This window comes from Paenibacillus sp. ALE2 (assembly GCF_054113385.1).
The window spans coordinates 407,819-428,293 of sequence record NZ_CM134213.1 but is presented as its reverse complement, the minus strand read 5'-3'; the positions used below and the strand labels follow the sequence as shown (position 1 = coordinate 428,293).

General features: G+C 43.8%; 19 protein-coding genes. 11 read left to right on the top strand and 8 right to left on the bottom strand.

The window, feature by feature from the left end:
• Positions 1-295: 295 nt before the first annotated feature.
• From ACXHJ1_RS01750 to ACXHJ1_RS01735, 4 genes are all read right to left on the bottom strand, one after another.
• The gene (locus ACXHJ1_RS01750) at positions 296-676 is read right to left on the bottom strand and encodes a DUF3899 domain-containing protein (RefSeq protein ID WP_457905490.1); all 381 of its coding nucleotides are present in this window, start codon (positions 674-676) and stop codon (positions 296-298) included.
• Positions 676-2,319, bottom strand: coding sequence for an ABC transporter substrate-binding protein (locus ACXHJ1_RS01745; RefSeq protein WP_457906152.1), 1,644 nt, complete (start codon positions 2,317-2,319; stop codon positions 676-678). The genes ACXHJ1_RS01750 and ACXHJ1_RS01745 overlap by 1 nt, the downstream gene beginning before the upstream one ends.
• Positions 2,320-2,560: 241 nt before the next feature.
• Entirely contained in the window at positions 2,561-3,511 is a 951-nt protein-coding gene (locus ACXHJ1_RS01740) for an ABC transporter permease (protein ID WP_019686282.1), read from the bottom strand.
• A 1-nt stretch (position 3,512) separates the two neighbouring features.
• Positions 3,513-4,439, bottom strand: coding sequence for an ABC transporter permease (locus ACXHJ1_RS01735; RefSeq protein ID WP_045244151.1), 927 nt, complete (start codon positions 4,437-4,439; stop codon positions 3,513-3,515).
• A 318-nt stretch (positions 4,440-4,757) separates the two neighbouring features.
• Here ACXHJ1_RS01735 and ACXHJ1_RS01730 point away from each other — a divergent pair, with 318 nt between their 5' ends.
• From ACXHJ1_RS01730 to ACXHJ1_RS01720, 3 genes are read left to right on the top strand one after another with little or no spacing between them, the layout of a single operon-like run.
• Positions 4,758-5,525: an amino acid ABC transporter substrate-binding protein gene (locus tag ACXHJ1_RS01730; RefSeq protein WP_164964657.1), complete on the top strand. Its 768-nt coding sequence runs from the start codon at positions 4,758-4,760 to the stop codon at positions 5,523-5,525.
• Between the two features lie 40 nt (positions 5,526-5,565).
• The gene (locus tag ACXHJ1_RS01725) at positions 5,566-6,225 is read left to right on the top strand and encodes an amino acid ABC transporter permease (RefSeq protein ID WP_016821454.1); all 660 of its coding nucleotides are present in this window, start codon (positions 5,566-5,568) and stop codon (positions 6,223-6,225) included.
• A 14-nt stretch (positions 6,226-6,239) separates the two neighbouring features.
• A complete protein-coding gene (locus ACXHJ1_RS01720) occupies positions 6,240-6,992 on the top strand; it encodes an amino acid ABC transporter ATP-binding protein (protein ID WP_457905489.1) in 753 nt (250 codons plus the stop codon).
• A gap of 341 nt (positions 6,993-7,333) precedes the next feature.
• On the opposite strand, the gene ACXHJ1_RS01715 is transcribed toward ACXHJ1_RS01720, so the two are convergent.
• Positions 7,334-7,603 (bottom strand): DUF6809 family protein, encoded by a 270-nt coding sequence (locus tag ACXHJ1_RS01715; protein WP_016821452.1) that lies wholly within the window; start codon positions 7,601-7,603, stop codon positions 7,334-7,336.
• Between the two features lie 295 nt (positions 7,604-7,898).
• Here ACXHJ1_RS01715 and ACXHJ1_RS01710 point away from each other — a divergent pair, with 295 nt between their 5' ends.
• Positions 7,899-8,123: a helix-turn-helix domain-containing protein gene (locus tag ACXHJ1_RS01710; RefSeq protein ID WP_457905488.1), complete on the top strand. Its 225-nt coding sequence runs from the start codon at positions 7,899-7,901 to the stop codon at positions 8,121-8,123.
• A gap of 208 nt (positions 8,124-8,331) precedes the next feature.
• Positions 8,332-8,544 (top strand): helix-turn-helix domain-containing protein, encoded by a 213-nt coding sequence (locus ACXHJ1_RS01705; protein ID WP_457905487.1) that lies wholly within the window; start codon positions 8,332-8,334, stop codon positions 8,542-8,544.
• 154 nt (positions 8,545-8,698) lie between these two features.
• Here the strand turns inward: ACXHJ1_RS01705 and ACXHJ1_RS01700 are convergent, their stop codons facing one another.
• A complete protein-coding gene (locus ACXHJ1_RS01700) occupies positions 8,699-9,592 on the bottom strand; it encodes an AraC family transcriptional regulator (protein ID WP_457905486.1) in 894 nt (297 codons plus the stop codon).
• A 158-nt stretch (positions 9,593-9,750) separates the two neighbouring features.
• Between ACXHJ1_RS01700 and ACXHJ1_RS01695 the strand changes: the two genes are divergently transcribed.
• The 3 genes from ACXHJ1_RS01695 (at position 9,751) to ACXHJ1_RS01685 (ending at position 11,622) form a co-directional block, all read left to right on the top strand.
• Positions 9,751-10,653: a DMT family transporter gene (locus ACXHJ1_RS01695; RefSeq protein ID WP_457905485.1), complete on the top strand. Its 903-nt coding sequence runs from the start codon at positions 9,751-9,753 to the stop codon at positions 10,651-10,653.
• 57 nt (positions 10,654-10,710) lie between these two features.
• Complete coding sequence (gene csaA / locus ACXHJ1_RS01690; RefSeq protein WP_457905484.1) at positions 10,711-11,043, top strand: chaperone CsaA; 333 nt, start codon at positions 10,711-10,713, stop codon at positions 11,041-11,043.
• A 105-nt stretch (positions 11,044-11,148) separates the two neighbouring features.
• Positions 11,149-11,622, top strand: a complete 474-nt coding sequence (locus tag ACXHJ1_RS01685) for a DinB family protein (protein ID WP_126666064.1) — start codon at positions 11,149-11,151, stop codon at positions 11,620-11,622.
• A 137-nt stretch (positions 11,623-11,759) separates the two neighbouring features.
• Here ACXHJ1_RS01685 and ACXHJ1_RS01680 read toward each other — a convergent pair whose 3' ends face one another.
• A complete protein-coding gene (locus ACXHJ1_RS01680) occupies positions 11,760-12,698 on the bottom strand; it encodes an EamA family transporter (protein WP_126666065.1) in 939 nt (312 codons plus the stop codon).
• A gap of 109 nt (positions 12,699-12,807) precedes the next feature.
• On the opposite strand from ACXHJ1_RS01680, the gene ACXHJ1_RS01675 reads away from it, so the two are divergent.
• Positions 12,808-13,695 (top strand): AraC family transcriptional regulator, encoded by an 888-nt coding sequence (locus ACXHJ1_RS01675; protein WP_457905483.1) that lies wholly within the window; start codon positions 12,808-12,810, stop codon positions 13,693-13,695.
• A 101-nt stretch (positions 13,696-13,796) separates the two neighbouring features.
• Here the strand turns inward: ACXHJ1_RS01675 and ACXHJ1_RS01670 are convergent, their stop codons facing one another.
• On the bottom strand, positions 13,797-15,149 hold the full coding sequence (locus tag ACXHJ1_RS01670; protein WP_457905482.1) for an MATE family efflux transporter: 1,353 nt from the start codon (positions 15,147-15,149) through the stop codon (positions 13,797-13,799).
• 136 nt (positions 15,150-15,285) lie between these two features.
• Here ACXHJ1_RS01670 and ACXHJ1_RS01665 point away from each other — a divergent pair, with 136 nt between their 5' ends.
• Together ACXHJ1_RS01665 and ACXHJ1_RS01660 are read left to right on the top strand one after the other, a co-directional pair.
• The gene (locus ACXHJ1_RS01665; protein ID WP_016821438.1) at positions 15,286-15,978 is read left to right on the top strand and encodes a TetR/AcrR family transcriptional regulator; all 693 of its coding nucleotides are present in this window, start codon (positions 15,286-15,288) and stop codon (positions 15,976-15,978) included.
• A gap of 374 nt (positions 15,979-16,352) precedes the next feature.
• Positions 16,353-20,384, top strand: coding sequence for a DUF5695 domain-containing protein (locus ACXHJ1_RS01660; protein ID WP_457905481.1), 4,032 nt, complete (start codon positions 16,353-16,355; stop codon positions 20,382-20,384).
• Positions 20,385-20,475: the final 91 nt, after the last annotated feature.

Here is a 20,475-nt window from a genome sequence, read left to right as displayed (position 1 = left end):
AAATCCACGGAACTCTCTCTTTTTTTGTAGATCAGTTACAAAGCGGCAGGACAAGTGATTTACTCTTGGTCTAATTCACTCCTACACCTACTCTAAAACATGTAGAAGCTCTATTGGCGGTTGCCAGCGGAGCGGGCAGAATTGTTCTGGAGAAGCGAAGCGTTCGCTTTTGTCCCCGGATTTTAACCTTTACAGGTTCTATTTAATAGAAATCCGGGGGCGGTGGCGATCGGAAGAACAATCTGCACGCGCAGTGCCCACTAACCGCCAATCGCAAGAAAGCTTCTCATACCACCTAACTCATCCCCATTAATACTATCGAGCAAAATATAAGTCCCGCTCCGCACCCCGAAGTATATACCTTGAGGTGGCGGAACATGGATGTTTTCCAGGCTGACAGAGATTCATCGGAACGCAAACGTTCATTTTCCTCCTGCAATGCCTTGGATTGACGAATGAACAACTGCCCGATGTCGGCAAATCCCCGCAGAAAGAGGGTGAGAAAGCCACTTTGCAGGACATGGAAGATTGCACCGATTACCAAGCCTAGCAATCCTAACAGAAATAGTAGATTTGCAGTAGCCAGGTTTTCACGACCGTACACGAGATGGGGGGCGGCGTATAGAAATCCTAAGGTACCGATAATCAGGGCAGTGATCCCAAAACGTAAAATCATTATTTTACGACCCGTTTTGCAAAACGGAGATCTGGATTCGAACGAGCATCGAATACGATGCCTTGAATTTTAGGACTAATTAATGCAGTGTCCGCAGAGAACTGGATCGGTATAATCGGCAAATCTTCCATCAATACATCTTCCGCCTGGTGAAGCTGTTCAAAGCGTTTAGCCGGATCAAGCTCAAAGGTTGAGGATTCGATCAGTTTGTCATACTCCGGGTTGCTCCAGTTGGTAAAGTTGTTCGAATTTTTGGAAGTATAGTGTCCCAATACACCAAGCGGATCAAGGAAGTTTCCTTCCCAACCCATACGGGCAATCTGGAAGTTCTTTTGTTTAAAGGTATCAATGTATGTTTTCCATTCCTGATTCTCCAGCGTCACTTCAACGCCCAGATTCGTTTTCAGCATTTCCTGAATAGCTTCAGCTACTTTTTTATGCTTGTCCGACGTGTTGTACTTGAAGGTGATCGGAGGCAGCTTGGTCAAACCTTCTTCTTTCAGTCCTTCAGCCAGCAATTGTTTTGCTTTTGTTGCATCAAACTCATAGTATTTTTTCGGCGCTTCATCACGGAAGTCCTTACCAGATGGTGTTGTTGTTCCGTATGGAACATAACCGTATGCCGGAGTTTCGCCACCTTTGGTTACGTTGGTAGCCAGTGCTTCACGGTCAATGGCGTAGGCAATGGCCTGTCTGATTTTTTTATTGTCAAACGGCTTTTGTTTTACGTTGAAAGAATATGTGTACACACTGAAAGATGGGTGCGACAGGAATTCCTTGCTGCTCTTTTCCTGATCCAATGTATCCACTGGAAGGCTCAGGATCAGATCCAAATCACCTGTTTTGTACATTTGATAATAGGTTGTGGAGTCCTGAACCATTTTAAAGTTAATTGTTGCCATTGTAATAGCATCTTTGTTCCAGTATTGATCGTTTTTCGTCAGCGTAATTTGCTCATTATGCTTCCATTCCTTGGCTACATAAGCGCCATTGCCAACAATCGTGTTAGCTTCTGCTGCCCATTTGTCGCTTTTCTCCACAACAGCTTGGTTCACAGGTAAATAGGCGTGACCGACAGCAATCGTAGGGAAGAAGCTCAGCGGTGATTTTAGCTCAACGACAAGCGTTTTATCATCTTTAGCTGTAACACCTACATCTTCAATTTTACCTTTGCCTGTGTTGTACGCTTCGGCACCTTTGATGTAGTAGAGGGCAGAAGGATCATAAGCAGCCGTTTTCGGATTCAGTACCCGTTTCCAGGAGTATTCAAAATCCTTAGCTGTCAGCGGGTCACCATTCGACCATTTTGCGCCGTCACGAATGGTAAAGGTGTATGTTTTGCCGTCAGGAGACACATCTACTTTGCTGGCAGCGCCTTCTACGATTTTACCGGCTTTGTCGTATGTATACAGTCCTTCGTACAAGTTATCAATGACAAAATAGGACGTTGTATCTGATGCGAAAGCAGGGTCAAGTGTGTAAGGCTCGCCACCAGCCAGATTGGCTGTAATTTCTTGCGGGACATCTGCTTGAGACGCAGCGGACGAGTCATTGCTTGCTGTCTTGTCCGCATTGCCAGAGCATCCTGCCAAAGCCGTTACGGCCAAAAGTAAGATGATTGTCATCCAATGCATTTTTTTCATCATGGTTTTCCTCCATTATTATGGTTAGTTATTTGAACGTTGTGTATAAATCCCAAAACGATTTCAAATCAGCAATATTATAGAGAGCGAAACGATCAGACGGGATTTATTCATCCTCCTTTCCGGCAGGTATGCCGCGTGTGCGCATTTCCATAAAGGAACTGCCGTTTTTTCTACAGTTAGGCAAGAAGCTGCGGATCATGATGACACCCCTCCTTGTCCAATTTAAATATTTGCGTTGTTAATGCTGTGAACGCGGATCAAGTGCATCCTGAAGCCCGTCTCCAAGGGTGTTGAACGCCAGCATGGTGAGCGATATCATCAGACCGGGGAAGAATAGGCGCCACCATTGACCGCTTAAAATAACGCCGAGCGAATCGTTAGCCATCGTTCCCCAGCTGGCCGAAGGAGACTGAATTCCCAGACCGAGAAAGCTCAGGAACGATTCGGCAAAGATAGCTGACGGAATAGTGAACGTCAGGTTCACGATAATGATAGCCGCTGCATTCGGCAGCAGATGCCTGAAAATGATGCGTGAATGAGATGTCCCCAAGCTGCGGGCGGCCAGTACGTATTCCTGCTGCTTGAGCTGTAGGATTTGCCCACGTACTACCCTCGCCATGCCGACCCATCCCGTAATAGATAAAGCAATAATCATCGTGAGCAGGCCGGGCTTCATAATGACGAGCAGCAGAATGATGACCAGCAGATAAGGAATGCTGTACAAAATCTCAATAATTCGCATCAGGACATTGTCGATTCGGTCGCCCATTTTACCATGGCCTGCACAATAACCAGCTACACAGCCGACGAGAATGCCAAGTACCAAATCAATGGCAGCAGCAGCAAAACCGATCATGAGTGAAATTCTAGCCCCGGCCCATGTTCGTGCCCATACGTCCCTGCCCAGATCATCCGTGCCAAACCAATGCTCTTTCGAAGGAGAAAGATTTGTCTTCAAAAGGGACTGGTCACTGGGAGCATAAGGAACCATGGAAGGTCCGACAATCGCCAGCACAATAATAATGATAAGTAGGGAAAGCCCCAACAGAGCAAGCTTGTTGTTAAAAAGTCTGCGAAGCCGATCCCGCCATGGTGACTCTTGGGGTCTGGTCAACGTGGGGGTGGGCATCTGACTGCGGTCTACAAGACTAAAAAGGCTGTCCTTTTCGACAGTAGGTGCTGCTTTCATGTTAATCTCCTTTGCTGACTAATTTGATTCGCGGATCGACAAGGCGATAGGAAATATCAATTAAAAATAAGGTGACGACCAGAATGGCACTGTAGAAAATGGTCGTCCCCATAATGACTGGATAATCCCGGTTAAAGATACTGTCTACAAAATATTTACCGATGCCGGGAATGGCGAATATTTTTTCGACGACAAAGGTACCTGTAATCACGGAAGCGAATAGCGGTCCGATAAAGGACAGCACCGGAATCATTGCATTACGTAGTCCGTGACGAATGACTACTGCCCAAGAGGACAACCCTTTCGCTTTGGCGGTGCGTATGTATTCCTCATGCATGACCTCCAGCATACTTGTCCGCATAAAACGGGCGATAACAGCAAGAGGGGAAACAGCGAGAGCTAGCGATGGAAGCACCGTATGCTGCCAGGTTCCCCATGAGGCGACCGGAAGCAAATGCCATTTGACGGCAACATACTTGATTAACAGTGGTGCCAATATGAAGCTGGGTACGGAAATACCTACAATGGCGATAAACATCGAAATATAATCCAGTGGTCGATTATGGTGTAAAGCAGCCAATGTTCCAAGTGAAATGCCAGCTATAATCGCAACCACGATGGATTGAATACCCAGCAGTGCAGAAGGTGGAAAGCCTCTGGCGATAAGCATATTTACGTCAGTCGTTTTCGATTGAATAGACGGCCCCATATCCAGCACGAGCAGATTTTTGAGATACAACACATACTGCACCGCGAGCGGCTTGTCCAGATTGTACCTAGCACGCATGTTTTGCAATACGGCCTCCGGAATCGTCTTGGAATCGTTCGAGAACGGATCTCCCGGAATGATGTGCATGATAATAAACGTTAAAGTGACGATAATCCATAACGTAATGAGCATCGTGAAAAGACGTTTTAAAATGTACATGGGACTTTATTTCTCCTGTCTATCAAGCTGATTTACATTCTATTGCTGCTGAATCTTCGAAATTAATAAAAGTATATAAGAATACTAGGAAATGATAAAACGGATAAGGTAACATGTCAAGGTAAGGTTTTACATTATAGAACACAGGTCAAATTTCCGTCACAAGTTTTCCATGTTTATAAGGTTAAGATTCCGCTGATTCCTCTCGACGAGTATCCTGCGGTATGTTATGATGATACTCTGATAACGTGTTAACGAACTAAAGCGTTTGCCGCCTGTTTTTGAATACGGGGGTCACCATTGTTGGAGGGGAATAAGATGAGAAAAGCAGCCATGTTTACGATGATGATTGGGTTGATTATGATCGTGTTGGCCGGATGTTCCGGCGCTAAGGATAACAGCAAGTTGATTATTGGAATTGATGATAAATTCGCGCCGATGGGCTTTAGAGATGAAAATAATGAGCTGACCGGTTTTGATATTGATTATGCGAAGGCGGCAGGGGAACAAATGGGCAAGCAAGTGGAATTCCAGCCGATTGACTGGTCTGCCAAAGAATCCGAGCTGAACAGTGGACGTATTGATCTCATTTGGAATGGATACACCATTACAGATGAGCGTAAGGAAAAGGTGCTGTTCACGAAGCCATATTTGAAAAATAGTCAGGTGATTGTCGTTCCGGCCACTTCCAGTCTTTCCAAGCTGGCTGATCTGGCGGGCAAAACGGTGGGACTCCAAACGCTATCCTCAGCAGCCGATGCATTGGATGCGAATCCGATTAAAAGTAAATTGAAGTCAGTGTCCGAGTACCCGGACAACGTTCTCGCTTTGACAGACTTGAAAACTGGTCGCCTGGATGCAGTTGTCATTGATGAGGTTGTTGCCAAGTATTATATGTCCAAGGAACAAGGGACGTATAAGCTGCTTGATGAATCACTGGCCCCTGAGGAATACGGCATCGGCGTGAAAAAAGGGAATGAAGAGCTGTTGACGCAGCTACAATCTGCTTTGGATGAGCTACACAAGAACGGAAAAGCAGCTGAGATTTCAAAAAAATGGTTCGGTGAAGATAAAGTATTAAATTAATACGTAATGTAATGAACTAAGGGTTTAGGAGTCGAAGGTTATGAGTATGGAATATATTTTACGAATTATGAAGCCTATGCTTGAAGGGGCACAGATGACGGTTATTTTATTTTTCATTACGCTCATCTTGTCTATTCCGCTGGGATTTATCGTTACGCTGCTGGCTAAAAGTCGGTTTAAGCCTATTGCCTGGCTGATGCACACGTACATTTATGTTATAAGAGGCACGCCGCTTCTGCTGCAATTATTGTTCTTTTGTTTTGGTTTGCCGATGTTACCTGTCATTGGGGAGTACCTGGTACTGGACCGGACAACGGCTGCGGTACTGGCGTTTGTACTGAATTATGCGGCTTATTTTGCAGAAATTTTTAGAGGCGGGATGTTGTCGATTGATAGAGGGCAATACGAAGCTTCGCAAGTGCTGGGCTTAAGCAAGTCGCAAACGCTGATTAGAGTCATTGTGCCGCAAATGGTACGGATTGCTTTGCCTGCGGTAACCAATGAGGCGACGACCCTGGTGAAGGATACAGCTCTGCTGTATGCGGTAGCGGTACCGGAACTTCTGCATTTTGCTAATACAGCTGTAAACCGCGATTTTACGATTGTGCCTTATGTTGTAGCGGCCGTTATTTATTTGTTGATGGCTTTGGTGCTTACCATATTCTTCAGAGCGCTGGAAAAACGCTTTAAATTTGAGTAAAAGGAATGTCGGATATGAACACAAACGCAATAGAAGTAACCGATTTGAAAAAATCGTTCGGCCAACTCGACGTTCTGAAAAGAGTGAGCTTTAACGTGAAGTCGGGCGAGGTTGTAGCTGTCATCGGTCCTTCAGGCTCAGGGAAAAGTACCATGCTCCGTAGTTTGGTACACCTGGAAGATGTGACGGGTGGGACGATTCGTATCCATGATAAAGCCCTGGTGGAAAATGGTCACTATGCTCCGGCAGGCGACATTAGGAGCATTACTACCGGAATGGGCATGGTGTTTCAGCATTTTAATCTGTTCCCTCATTTGACGGTGCAGGATAATCTGGAACTGGCTCCAAAGCTGGTGAAAAAGGTGAGCAAGGCTGAGCTGCGACGCCAGAGCGCCGAGTTGCTGGCTAAAGTCGGCTTGGCGGATAAAGCGGATGCGTATCCGTCCCGATTATCGGGGGGACAGAAGCAGCGTGTAGCGATTGCCCGGGCAATGATGATGAACCCTGATATTTTGCTGTTTGACGAGCCAACCTCGGCCCTTGATCCCGAGCTGACAGGCGAGGTGCTGCGAGTGATCAAAAAGCTGGCTGAGGAGCACATGACGATGGTCATCGTGACGCACGAAATGAATTTCGCGAGGGATGTGGCGGATCGCGTCATTTTTATGGACAACGGAGAAATTGCGGAATCTGGTACACCAGAGCAGATTTTTGGCAATCCGCAGCTGGAACGGACGAAGGTGTTTTTGAATCGGGTGGAGGCTTAAAAATATAGTTCTTTCCAGGGGAGGCGCTGCGCGTGCAGATTGTTCTTCCGATCGCTGTTGCAACGGGATTTTTTCATTAATATGACACCTGGTAAGGTTAAAACCCCGTTGCAAAGGCGAACGCTCCGCTTCTTCAGAACAATTCTGCCCGCTCCGCTCACCAACCACCTGGTATGTAATATGTTTTTAAGCAGGAAGTGTGAGTAGGAATAAGAGAAAGGGAGATGGCAAAGCGCCATCTCCCTTTTTTGTAGTTGCAGGGCGTACTGCAAACTGGGCTTGTTTAAGCTGATAAAGCACTCTTTTCTCAATCATTTTCCTTATCGTTTATGACCAGCAGCTCATTCTTTCTCACTGCTGAATACTTCAATCATCGTTAATGCCCCCGTCCGATAACCGTGGATGAACGCTGCTGCGGAGTGCAGGGAAGTTGACTCGCTTAATAAATCAAACATGACTTCAATTTGCTCAAAATCGACTGCTGGTAACTCATTTTTTAACATTTCCATAAGGTCGCTAATTTTTTGATTCACTTTTTGAGATTCAGGGTCGGTTGACTTTACTTGTTCACTGGGACGCCATTTTCCATAATACATATCCTCCAAAATCATCTTCATCATGCCTCCTATGAATACTGATTATTTATTAAGTTGAGCTTAAGATGTACATACAGCGCCACTACGCGGTCGGATGTGCTTCCCATCACTGTTGTGCCCGGATTTCTTAATCAAGCTAAGAAGGTTGAAACCCGAGCACAAAGGCGAACGCTATCGCTTGTACAGCACCATTCCACCCACTTCGTTTTTATTCAACTTGTTGTACTCTTCAAATAAACTTTATGCGAAAAACGCATAAAAATCAATATGCAGTTTTCGCATGAAGTAAACTTTGCTTGGGTGATGAGCAATGTATAAGAGAATTCGCGATTTACGTGAGGACAAAGACTTAACACAACAGAGCATGGCAGACTTTTTACATATCTCACAAACGACCTACTCTCGATATGAAAATGGGACCTTGGACGTTCCAAGTGTTGTCTTAATCAAATTGGCGGATTTCCACAAGGTGAGTATCGATTTTATTCTTGGTCAGACAGATAATCCTGAACGTTATGCAGGAAAAAAAGAATAGCATGCAAAATAAAGCTCTATGATGATCACAGAGCCTTATTTCAATATTCTCTTATATGCTTTGGTGAGGAATAATAAATTTAATAAAACGAATCCTTATGGATACTGATAGCTTATATAAGTTGAAGACAAGTGATTTTAATGCGAAAAATGCATAAAAATCAATATGCAGTTCTCGCATGTCGTAAACTTTGCTTGGGTGATGAGCAATGTATAAGAGAATTCGCGATTTACGTGAGGACAAAGACTTAACACAACAGAGTATGGCCGACTTCTTACAAATCTCACAAACAACGTATTCCCGATATGAAAATGGGAATCTGGACGTCCCAAGTGTTGTCTTGATCAAATTGGCGGATTTCCACAAGGTGAGTATCGACTTTATTCTTGGTCAGACAGATAATCCTAAACGTTACAGGTAAAAAGGTATTACATGCACAATAAAGCTCCCGTGATGATTCACAGGGGCTTTGTCGATTGCGGATCTAACGGTATAATGTAGCCCATTCACATAAAATTCTCTCTTTTTGCAGTTGCAGGGTATACCAATAGATCTAATATCGGCTACTTCATTTCTTAATTCATGAATTCATTTCTAAATTTGCGGAATTCTTTAGGTGTTTTATTATAATGTTTTTTAAACGACTGAATGAAGTGATTTACGTGATTGAAGCCCGCTCTGTGGGCTATTTCAGTGATGGTATATTGGGTTGAGGTTAGTAATTCACTGCTTTTCTTGATGCGGTATTTAATCAAGTAGTCGTAAGGTGTCATATGAATGGTCCTCTTAAAACTACGAGTGCACTCTGAAACACTTAAATGTGCTACAGCAGCAATTTCTTGCAGGGTTATGTTGTTGGAGTAGTTTTGATGAATAAAGCTAAGCATCAGTTGAAGTCTTTCCTGTTGCAGCTTCATGTATTTAGGTGCTTCCTCAGAAGAAAGCGAAATATTAGATATTAAGATGAACCATAATTGTGCTGTTTTGATGGCTACTTCATATTCCCACCCCCAACTTTTTTTCATATCAAACTTCTGTTTCATATCCCACAGCATTTGTAGTATTTGAATTTGCCATTCAGCATCTCCTTTAATTACAAGTGACAGTAAGGAAGAGTTTGTATAAGGCAGTACATAATTTTTTTCCATCGCACTATCTGCATAAAAGGCAAGCAGCTTCTCCGGAAAATTAAAGCTGACATATTGACCGTGATGTGAAAGCTGTGTAGATACGTGAAGAACACCCTTATTAATTAAAATGGCTTGACCTGTGTCTAATTCATGATCAATCCCGTTCACTTGTATCACTAGCTTTCCCCTTGTAACCAAAGTGATCTGTAGTTCTTCATGCCAATGTAGATCGTTAAATCCTCTACCTTTAGGAATACTTTCATGAACCGAATGGGTGTACATGATGTATGGAAATGAAACATCGGGATAGAGAATGGTCTCGTGCAGTTGTTTTTCCATTGAAGAAAGATTCCTTTCTTATGACGATATTCCTATATAAATGAAAGATATACTTACACAAAATAAATAAAAGCGGTGATATTATTATACTCAGTTCAGTTTATTATTCAATTTTTCTGTGCACAGAGAATTGGTCAAACACATCTGAGAGGATCATTATGAAAATAAATAAAACGTCTCTACCCTTACATCCATATTTATTGCTGTTCATCAGTATTTTGTCGGTTTCCATCTCTTCCATCATGATAAAATCCTCAGATACTCCAACCTCCGTGGCTGGAATGTATAGATTGTATATGTCAGTCATAATAATGCTTCCTTTTGTACCCTGGAAAATGCTCCGTACCTCAGATATGACCAAAAAAGATTGGGGTACCGTTTTCTTGGCTGGTCTTTTTCTCGGGTTACATTTCTTATTCTGGATGGAATCTTTGGTATATACCTCAGTTGCGAGCTCCATGGTCATCTTATCCTTGCAGCCTTTATTCGTAATGATTGGTTCATACTTTATGTTCAGAGAACGAGTAAACCTATTCACTATTTTTTGCTTGATCGCTGCTCTTATCGGTTCAATCATTATAGCTTGGGGAGACATAGGGACTTCGAAAGGGGCATTAATCGGAGATGGGTTATCCCTATTAGGAACAATCTTGGTTTCGGCTTATATGATAGCAGGACAGAAGGTAAGCCACAAAATAAGTGCAAATTTTTATAGTGTGATTGTCTTTTTTCTTGGCGGCAGTGTCCTGCTAGTCTACAATTTGGTGAATCATTATTCCTTGATCGAATATGACTCGTCGGATTGGACGTATTTCTTATTACTTGCAGTAATTCCAACTATTTTTGGTCAATATATTTTTAATCTGCTGTTGAAGTCAATGGGGGCAACTACGGTGTCAGTGGGTATTATTGGAGAGCCTGTTCTCGCCATCCTTCTCGCCTACTTATTCTTGGGAGAAATCATGTCTGCATTTCAATTCATAGGTGGAATCATGACTTTGTTTGGTATGGGGATGTATTTTTGGGCAAAATCGCTAAAGTTTGCGGTTGTAAAATATTAAAATTGTCTGTGGTTTATCGTGAAATTTAAGAAAATAATGGATGAGGAGAATACTTACATGGCAACGATTGATGATTTTTTGAAACTCGATGTTCGGGTTGGAACCATAATTAACGCTGAGTTTTTTGCAGAAGCCAAAGTACCTGCTATTAAACTTGAAATCGATTTTGGACAAGATATTGGAATGAAAAAATCGAGTGCACAAATTACAAAAAGATATGTGGCGGAAGAGATTATAGGAGAACAAATCATAGCTGTAGTCAACTTTCCTCCTCGGCGGATAGCAGGCTTTAATTCAGAGGTATTAGTCCTTGGAGGTATTCCCGAGAGTGGGGACGTGGTTTTATTGAAACCAGATATTAAACTACCTGATGGAACGCCTATTGGATGACAAATCGTTCCTTTTTCATCTGTATCCTTTTCATAAAAGAAGGTAATTGGTTGCAAGTATAGAATTATTACCTTAGAAAACTACTAAATTTTGGAGGCTGGTAGCATGTCTGTAGTAGCTCAATATCTTCAGGAATGGCTAAGGCACAGATTGGTGTTGCAAGAATTGGTTGAAGTGATACCTGATGAACATATTGACTTTAAACCCTGGGACAATGCGATGCCTATGGGTTCCCTAATCGTTCATATAGCCAGTTCTATGAAAATGTTCGTGGATACCGTAAAAAATGGTACCTTCACTCCACCGACAAAAATAGATCAATATCACACAATAGCCGATGTACGCAACATCGTCGATCAATTGACGGAGGAAACAATCCGAGAATTGAAGGAATTAAATGCTCAACAGCTAGAAAAGGAGATTGAATTTAGGAACTTTCTCGGCACTGGGAGCTTCTGGCTATCCATGGCGAAAGACCATGAGATTCACCATAAAGGTCAATTATTTACGTATGTACGAATGGTTGGAGTAGAAAATGTGCCTTTTATGATTAAGCAACCACCTCAAAATAATAATTAACGTTCGATGTATTATCTAACGAGCTCAACACCTCAAACAGTAGATTCATAAATATAATGAAACGGCAGCCATAAAAACGGCTGCCGTTTTCTCCATTAAGGAGCAGCTTTATCCTAATGCCTCTCCATAAGCTTAGCTTACTCTGAGAGCGGGATATCTTCTTTTGATTGGTTATTTGAAGAAGGTTTTTTATTGAATGCCAATAACAATATCAGTCCGATGATACATATTACACCTACCCATTGAAAAAAACCAAAAGGCTCTTTTAACCAAAACACAGTTGTTAGAACAGCAGCTAGAGGTTCCAGACTACTTAGAAAGCTTGTTTCTTTTGGTGAAAGACTCTGTAAGCTTTCTATATAGAACCAAAATGCGATCATTGTGCCGAATATGATCACGAACGCTAGATATAAAATGGTTTCTAGTGACAAGCTTTGAAAGTCTATCTGCCAAGGTGGATGAATCAAGCTTAATCCAAAACCGCCGATAACCATCGCCCAACCCACAATAACTAGGGAATCGTATTGCTTTAGAAGAGGTATTGCGTATAGGGTATAAAAAGCTAGGGCTATTGCTGATAAGATCCCCCAAACGATTGCGATCGTCGGAACGGATAGCTGAGAAATGGAGCCGTTTGTTAACAAGAAGAAACAACCCACTAAAGCCAGCAAAATCGCTGATAAATCCTTTCGTGTGAAGACAGTGTGCTTTCGCAGAATTAAATAAATGATAATCATTATAGGCGCTAAATACTGCAATAGTGTCGCAACAGCAGCATTACCTCGTTGGATCGATGCCATATACGTATATTGAACTGACAGCATACCAACCAAACCGTAGACAACGAGTTGGAAAGCAGTCCTTCTATTTTTCCACACACCCCATATTTGTGTACGGTCTTTTATTAAAAATTGAAGGGCCAAGAGTAAAACACCAGCAATGAGCAAACGTGTTGTTACAAGCCAATTTACATCGATTTGTTGAAAAAGTTTTTTTGCAACGGTCCCACTGATCCCCCAAAATATAGCTCCTGTGATAACAAGAAATAATCCTGTTTTTCTAGCTGATTTATCCATGAATGCTCTCCACCTTGAAATATAATAATAGTGTTATAATAGGTGAAAAAAATTTTAAATTATACCTGAATTTGATGTTAAAATATAAATATATTGAGGTCGTGATGATTTGCAAATAAAAGATTTCATAATTGGCCAAAACCTAAAAGAACTAACCGAGCATCGGACGGTCGTACTACCGGTTGCATGTTATGAAACAACGATTAACCAAAATATACATGGATATATACCACTGCATTGGCATGATGAAATTCAATTTGTTCTGGTTGTAAAAGGGGAGGCGATCTTCCAAATAAATGAGGATAAACGAATCGTACGACAAGGTGATGGGTTATTTATAAATAGTGGCTGCCTACATATGGCGGAAGATCAGAATCAATCGGGTTGCGTCTATGTCTGTTTAAATGTTTCTCCTCATTTCATTTTATCCCAAGAGCTTTACACACCCTATGTAGCCCCTTATATTCAAGCGACTAATTTACCTTATGTACATATAAATTCGGACGAGCTTTGGGGGAAAAACATCGTAGATGCCATGTTGAAGATTAATCAATGTATTCAACAAAAATCTCCATACTATGAAATCGATATTACGATGTATTTAACATTAATTTGGAAAAACCTAGTCATGAATGGCTTTCCATTAGAATACGACCAGGTGGAAATGGTAAAGAGTCAGCGGATCAAACAAATGCTAAATTGGATCTATATACATTATTCTGAAAAAGTCACATTAGATGATATTGCAAAAGCTGGTCAATTGAGTCGTTCGGAGTGTTGCCGATATTTCAAACGAATTTTAAAGGTAACTCCGTTGAATTATGTAATGGATTATCGGATTCAAAAAAGCTTAGTCTTATTGCAACAAGCAGAATCTAACGTTACAGAAGTTGCCTATAAGGTTGGATTTAACAGTACCAGCTATTTTATAGAAAGATTCAGAAAAGCGATGAACATGACACCATTAGCCTACAAAAAATTAAAAATGGATGATTGATATTCAGGGCTTTTTTATCTACCACGCTAAGTAGCGGCGGAATCTAAAAAGACAGGATCGGTTAATGTCCTTATCCTGCCTTCTTGCATGTTATATGTTTTCTACTGTACTAAATGATCCAGCTCTGGCTGCAATCTGTTCCGCAGCACATACAGCATAATAGCTCCAACAAGGAACGCGACGGCATCCGCAATGACGAGCGACCAGACCACCCCGTGGAAGCCACTCATTCGATTGGCAATGTATAGCACGGGGATCAGAGTAATTCCCTGTATGATGGACATAATAAACGCAGCGGTTCCCTGCGCCGTTGCTTGGAAAATCCCCGTAAACAACGTGGTCATCCCCGTAATGAACAAGGATAAGAAGGTCACATGCAGAATGTAGCTACCCATTACAATTAATTGCGGGTCATTGGTAAATAAACCAATTAAATGGTCGGAAATCAGATAGACGATGATGCCAAACACGACTGCCAAGGCCAAAATCGCTTTGATTGTAAATCCAATGGTTTGTTTCATTCGTAATTTATTCGCTGTAAAACTAAAGGCAATCAATGGTACAACACCCTCGCATAAGCCCATCAAAATAAACTCAGGAAATTGTAATAAACGGGAGGAAATTCCGTAAGCCGCTATGGCCTGATCCCCATACTCGACAAGAAAATGGTTAAAGACGAGTGACATTGCACCCATAAAGAGACTCATAATAAACACGGGAACTCCGATTTTGAATACATTGCTCAGAATATCCTTGGTAGCCTTGAACCATTTTATGGAGATGGTTAAAAATTGACTCTTATATCCCATATGGAAGGCGTAGAATATACTCGCAACCACATTAGAAATAACCGTAGCTGACGCAACGCCGATCACGCCCCAATGGAAAACGAAGATGACCAGCGCATCGAGAATAATATTCACGACAACACTGAGTATCATACCGATCATCGACGTAATTGCAGCACCCTCCGAGCGCACGATATTCTCCAGTGTGAAGAATAATACGACGAATGGCGAACCTATAAGCATAATCGTGACATAGTCCTTCGTGAAGCCGAAGGAGTCAGGTGTCGCCCCCAGACCCTGAACGAGTGAATCGATCAACGGGAGACCAAGGGCCATCAAGATAAGACCGAGAACTAAACTGCTGTAAAAGGCGAATGAAGACACATTCTTTACATCAGCATACTTTTTCTCTCCCAGCAATCGGGAGATAAATGCACCGCTGCCGATGCCAACCAGGTTTCCTATCGCCATAATGGCCGCGAATAACGGCAAGGTTAGTGCGAGTGCGGTTAACATGGCGGTATTGTGGAGAGTGCCAAGGAAATAGGCATTTAAGATGGAATAGATGACACTCATTGACGTACCTAGCATCATCGGTACAGCGAAGTGAGCTACGGCTTTAGCGATCGGTGCTTTTTCAAAGTAATGGAGGTTTTTTGCATCCATACGAGTCACTGCTTTCTTTATTTATTTGGCCTAATCTAACACCGTTAGATTGAACCTTACAGTGTTAGATGTTATCATGAATTAATAAATCTGTAAAGAATAAACTTACACTGTTAGATTAAAGGGCGGATAACCGATGAAAAAGCAGCAACCTCAGATTTCGGAAGATAAGATCTTAGAAGCTTCGTGGGAGCTTCTAGGGGAGGATGGTATCGAGAAATTCAGCTTGAGACGATTGGCCGATCGGCTGGGGATTCAGGCTCCCTCTCTATATTGGTACTTCAAAAGCAAGCAGAATCTCTATCAGCGTCTGGCCAACCAGGTATCGAAAACGATTCTGGAGGAGTTTCATTCCGAGGGGGACTGGAAGGAGCAACTGAGGGAGCTGGCGGTAACGATGCGGAGTGTACTGTATCGGTACCCCTGCTCCACGCAGCTCATGATGATGACGCTGCCCCACGAACCGGACATCATTCGGTTCACCAACCGTATGCTGCTTTGCGTGGAGTCTGCGCCGCTTGAGCAAGAGCAGAAAATGCAAGTGGTTACAACGCTTGTGAACTATGTCTCCTACTTCGTCCTGGACGATTATCAGCATGAACGTAATGTCTCCGCGCTCCTTAAGGATAAGGACAAGGGAGCACTTCCGGGTGAAGAGATGGTTCACCTTCTGGATTCCATGAGTGAGACAGAAGTAGGACTATTCCGGCGGATGTTCAAAAATGGGCTGTTCGAACTGATGGGAACCGATAGAGCATTTGAGTTCGGATTGAAGCTGATTTTGTTGGGGATTGAGCAGGTGATCAAGGAGCAGGAAAGTAGTATGTAAAAAAACCGCCCATCCATTATTGGATGGGCGGTTTTAATTAGGTTTGCGTTTACTCTAAATTGTTATTGAATATATAACTTTATTCCCCACTATAGCAGCTCAATATAAATTTCTTAAAAAAATTTCGTTGCAACAGCGAGCGGAAGCACAATCTGCACGCGCGCGCTCACTTCCTTCGTCGTAACTCATCCCACGACACAATTAGGTTGAAATCCTATATAAATCGGTTGAAAATGTTGATTTTACCAATGGACAAGGCTTTGTACAATAGAGTTGTAGCGCTTACATTTCCAAGGAGGTTGCGGCGAAATGAAGAGACTTCAGGTGATTGGCAAGCAAATCAGGACCCCGAGATCAAAAAGGAGGCCGTGTTGATGAAATTTAAGGGAATATTGGCGGCGTTTTTGTTTTTAACCACAGCGTCTGTGTTGTTTGGGGCGCATACGGCAGAGGCTCATGAGCTATCCAATGACAAGCTGACGATTCAGACAGGCGAGCATGGCGAGATTTCATCTATTCGTATTAAAGGAGATGCGTTTCCGACTGAATATGTCATGAACGCATCGGTGACACCTGAGCAGAACACGGGAGATCATCAGTGGCTAGGGGAGCTAATGTTCACGTACCGACTGGATGAAGGTAGCTGGACGAAGGCATGGACAAATAAGTCGGCAGACGCACGTAAGATTACGACCAGCGGCAACCGTGTTACGGTCACGTACGAGAACTCAAATAATGCAGAAGGCATACGTAATTTTAAGGTCATTGAAACCTATTCGGCGGAGTCGAATGGTTCGGTGCTGTGGAACATACAGGTACAGAATACGAGTGGCAAAAAATTAGAGATTGGCGATTTTGGATTGCCTTTACCTTTTAATGAGCAGTGGACCTATGGTGATGCGATTTACGAAACGAGAGTCGTGACGCATTCCTTTGTCGGCAATAACGGCTCCTATATTACAGCTGGGCGTCCGAGCGGCATTGGTTCTTCGCTGCTACTGATTCCTGATTCCACAACAGGAGCAGGCTTTGAATATCAAGATCATTGGCGAGATGAGGAGCATCCGGGCAGCAAGTGGGCCTGGAATCCGGCCAACGAAGGCAAATGGCTGGAGGGATTGAATGTATTTTATATTCATTCCAATGTCATCAAGTCCACCAACCGTGGATATTTACCCAACACAAGCCTGATCCTGAATCCCGGTCAAAGCAAAAACTATGGCTTCAAGTTTCTGGCGGTGAAGGACGAGCATGATGTAAAAGATACGTTGTATCAAGAAAACTTGGTGGATACTACGGTCGTACCAGGCATGATTGTGCCTACGAATCAAAAGGCGAAGGTGGATCTGCGTACCAAGCAAACGATCAACAAGGTGACCTATCCAGACGGAACCGTTATTCCGCAGACGGATAGCAAGGCCGGAGGACACCACATTTATGAACTGAAATTTACTAAGCTGGGCCCGAATTTCATTACGGTGGAATACGGCAATGGCAGCAAAACGGTTTTGCAATTCTATGCCATCGAGCCGATTGATCAGGCGCTACAACGGCACGCTACCTTTATGGTAGACAAAACCCAGTGGAACGTGCCAGGTGATTTGCGCGATAAGGTATTTGACGATTGGATGATGCATACCAAATCCAAACGCAACATTTTCAACGGCTATTGGGGCTGGGGGGACGATTGGGGTCTGACCCACGGACAGTTCCTGGCTGAGAAAAACACACTCTCTCCAGTCGCCAAAGAGGTGCGGGCTGTGGACGATTATTTGGAGACGGCAATCTGGACGAATCTGATGAATGGACATCATGAGGACTATTTAATTCATGATTTCCTGATGCCGGAGCCAAATGATACACCGACCTACCGGGGATATGCCTACCCGCATGTATACAACACGTATTTCAGTATGTATAAGATTGCCAAGGAATACCCGGATCTCGTCACTTACAAGCATCCGAAGGAAACCTATTTGCTGCGAGCCTATAACATTTTCAAAGCATTATATGAAGGACCCGTTGCGTACAACTGGGAAACAGGTTTGATGGGTGAGCTGACCACACCGGATATTATTCAGGCCCTTCATGATGAGGGCTACGATGATGAAGCGAATGATCTCAAGGAAAAAATGGATCGCAAATATAACAATTTTAAAAATACAAAGTATCCTTACGGTTCTGAATATAGCTACGACAATACAGGCGAAGAGGCTGTATATACGTTAGCCAAGCAGAATATAGATACAGAGGGCGAGCAAAGTAAAGCCCTGGAAATGATGGGGAAAATTAATGCCAAAACTCGTGCGTCACGCGGTCATATGCCTGTATGGTACTACTATACCGATCCGGTGACGATTACCGGGGAGAACTGGTTTAACTTCCAGTACACGACTTCACTTGCGGGATATGCGATGGATGACTGGATTCGTCATCATGAGGACAATCATCGCGAGGAGCAACAACGGCTGTCCTATGCTGCCAAAATTGCCAATGTCGGAGCGATTAACTCCGGGCAAATCAGCTCGGACCCTGAGAACATCGGGGCGGTCGCATGGACGTATCAAGCGGAAAAAGGCAATAACGGAACAAACGGCACCGGCGGCGGTAAAAACGTCCCGCTCTTTAACGGCTGGCGCGGCATGAGCGGTGAGGCTGACCTTGGATTGTTCGGTGCACTTAAAACCTTAAGCGCGGATATCGCGGTTGATCCGATATTCGGATTGACGGGCTACGGTGCAGAGGTGAGCAAAAGCGGTAACGTGTATACGATCAAGCCGCTGGACGGTTTGTTCAAACGGGTCAATTTGATCACGGAAAAGCTGTATATCGAGCTGGAAAAGGATCAGTATACTGAAGCCAAGCTGGCAACATCCAAGGATAATGTATGGCTTCAATTGAAAAATCAAACGCCGGGCCAAGCTCATTCTACGTACGTTACATTTGATGGTTTAAAGAAAGGAACGTACCTGGTTAAAGTGGGGGGACAATCGCAAGGCAAGTTTAATGCGTATGCACCAACCAATAAGCTTAAATTGGAAATTGGTACAGCATCCTCCTATACGGTAGAGCTGACACCAACCACACCAGATCCCAACAAAGCACCTGTCGTTGATGCAGGCAAAGATTCCAAGGTGAAGCTGCCAGATCAGATTATTCTGAAAGGTACAACTACAGATGATGGGCTTCCGCAAGGAAAAGTGACAAGCGAGTGGAGTCTGGTTGAAGGACCACAGAATGCGAAGGTCACATTCAGCAACAAGACATCAATACGTACGAAGGTGGATGTTTCCGAGCCAGGAACGTATATCTTCAAGCTGACAGCCAGCGATTCCCAGTTATCAGGAGAGGCTAAAGTAACTGTGATCGCTGAACCGGCGGCACCGCTACCTGAACGGCTTGCCGTTTACAAGTTTGACGAAACAAGCGGTGCTCTTGCTGTAGATTCATCAGATAGCGGCAATGATGCTAACGTTAAGGGGACCGTGGCATGGGTTGCGGGTAAAACAGGCAATGCTGTCAGCCTGAACGGCAAGGACAGCTATGTGCAGCTTCCGGCAGGAATTGTCAGTCGGGCACAGCAATTGACCGTATCCGGCTGGGTCAAAGCGAACAGCCTGAGCGATTATGTGCGGATTTTTGACTTCGGCTCCGGGACCAATGAATATATGTTCCTGACCCCTAAAGCCGGGAACCGGATGCTATTTGCCATTACGAATCAGGGTAACGGGCAAGGACAGGAACAGACGATTGATGCCCCTGTATTGCCGACAGGCGTATGGAAGCATGTTGCGGTCACGCTTTCGGGCTCCACAGGTATTTTGTACGTGGATGGGAAAGAAGTGGGACGCAATACCAACCTGACCTTGAATCCAACCAGTCTGGGACAGACGAAAAATAATTTTATCGGTAAGTCCCAGTACCCTGATCCATATTTCAATGGTCTGGTGGATGACTTCCGGATCTACAGCCGTGCTTTGAATGCAAACGAGGTGGCAGGTCTGGCCTCTGGTACAGCACAGAGTCTGGTGGCAACTGAGGACATCACTGCGTTAAAAGAGGTGAATGTAACCACTCATGTGGGTGAAAAACCTGAACTGCCAAGCGTAGTGGAAGCTACGTATGGAGAAGGCTCCACCAAATGGGTAGCTGTGGAATGGGAGGATATAGACCCTGCACAATATGCTGCTCCAGGTTCGTTTGAATTGAAGGGCAAAGTGGAAGGGACAGAGTTGAAGGCAATAGCCAAGGTAACCGTAATGGAGGCAGGAGCCGTGGCTTCACCGGCAACATCAGTTAGCCCGGAGACTTCAACAACTCCGCCAACTACGACATCTCCGGTAACATCTGTCTGGCCGCCTCGGCTTATCAGCCCAGCTAAATCAGTGGGAGGCAACAACGCATAGTCATGGCTAATCTTTCCCATCGTCACTTTCTTCCTGTAAAGGGGAGAGTGGCGATGGGTATCCTTTCATATGAGGTGCAAAGCCGCGAACA

Coding starts and splice junctions, on each gene's coding strand:
- ACXHJ1_RS01750 (WP_457905490.1), bottom strand. CDS start 676: ATGATTTTACGTTTTGGGATCACTGCCCTGATTATCGGTACCTTAGGA.
- ACXHJ1_RS01745 (WP_457906152.1), bottom strand. CDS start 2,319: ATGAAAAAAATGCATTGGATGACAATCATCTTACTTTTGGCCGTAACG.
- ACXHJ1_RS01740 (WP_019686282.1), bottom strand. CDS start 3,511: ATGAAAGCAGCACCTACTGTCGAAAAGGACAGCCTTTTTAGTCTTGTA.
- ACXHJ1_RS01735 (WP_045244151.1), bottom strand. CDS start 4,439: ATGTACATTTTAAAACGTCTTTTCACGATGCTCATTACGTTATGGATT.
- ACXHJ1_RS01730 (WP_164964657.1), top strand. CDS start 4,758: ATGAGAAAAGCAGCCATGTTTACGATGATGATTGGGTTGATTATGATC.
- ACXHJ1_RS01725 (WP_016821454.1), top strand. CDS start 5,566: ATGAGTATGGAATATATTTTACGAATTATGAAGCCTATGCTTGAAGGG.
- ACXHJ1_RS01720 (WP_457905489.1), top strand. CDS start 6,240: ATGAACACAAACGCAATAGAAGTAACCGATTTGAAAAAATCGTTCGGC.
- ACXHJ1_RS01715 (WP_016821452.1), bottom strand. CDS start 7,603: ATGATTTTGGAGGATATGTATTATGGAAAATGGCGTCCCAGTGAACAA.
- ACXHJ1_RS01710 (WP_457905488.1), top strand. CDS start 7,899: ATGTATAAGAGAATTCGCGATTTACGTGAGGACAAAGACTTAACACAA.
- ACXHJ1_RS01705 (WP_457905487.1), top strand. CDS start 8,332: ATGTATAAGAGAATTCGCGATTTACGTGAGGACAAAGACTTAACACAA.
- ACXHJ1_RS01700 (WP_457905486.1), bottom strand. CDS start 9,592: ATGGAAAAACAACTGCACGAGACCATTCTCTATCCCGATGTTTCATTT.
- ACXHJ1_RS01695 (WP_457905485.1), top strand. CDS start 9,751: ATGAAAATAAATAAAACGTCTCTACCCTTACATCCATATTTATTGCTG.
- csaA (WP_457905484.1), top strand. CDS start 10,711: ATGGCAACGATTGATGATTTTTTGAAACTCGATGTTCGGGTTGGAACC.
- ACXHJ1_RS01685 (WP_126666064.1), top strand. CDS start 11,149: ATGTCTGTAGTAGCTCAATATCTTCAGGAATGGCTAAGGCACAGATTG.
- ACXHJ1_RS01680 (WP_126666065.1), bottom strand. CDS start 12,698: ATGGATAAATCAGCTAGAAAAACAGGATTATTTCTTGTTATCACAGGA.
- ACXHJ1_RS01670 (WP_457905482.1), bottom strand. CDS start 15,149: ATGGATGCAAAAAACCTCCATTACTTTGAAAAAGCACCGATCGCTAAA.
- ACXHJ1_RS01665 (WP_016821438.1), top strand. CDS start 15,286: ATGAAAAAGCAGCAACCTCAGATTTCGGAAGATAAGATCTTAGAAGCT.
- ACXHJ1_RS01660 (WP_457905481.1), top strand. CDS start 16,353: ATGAAATTTAAGGGAATATTGGCGGCGTTTTTGTTTTTAACCACAGCG.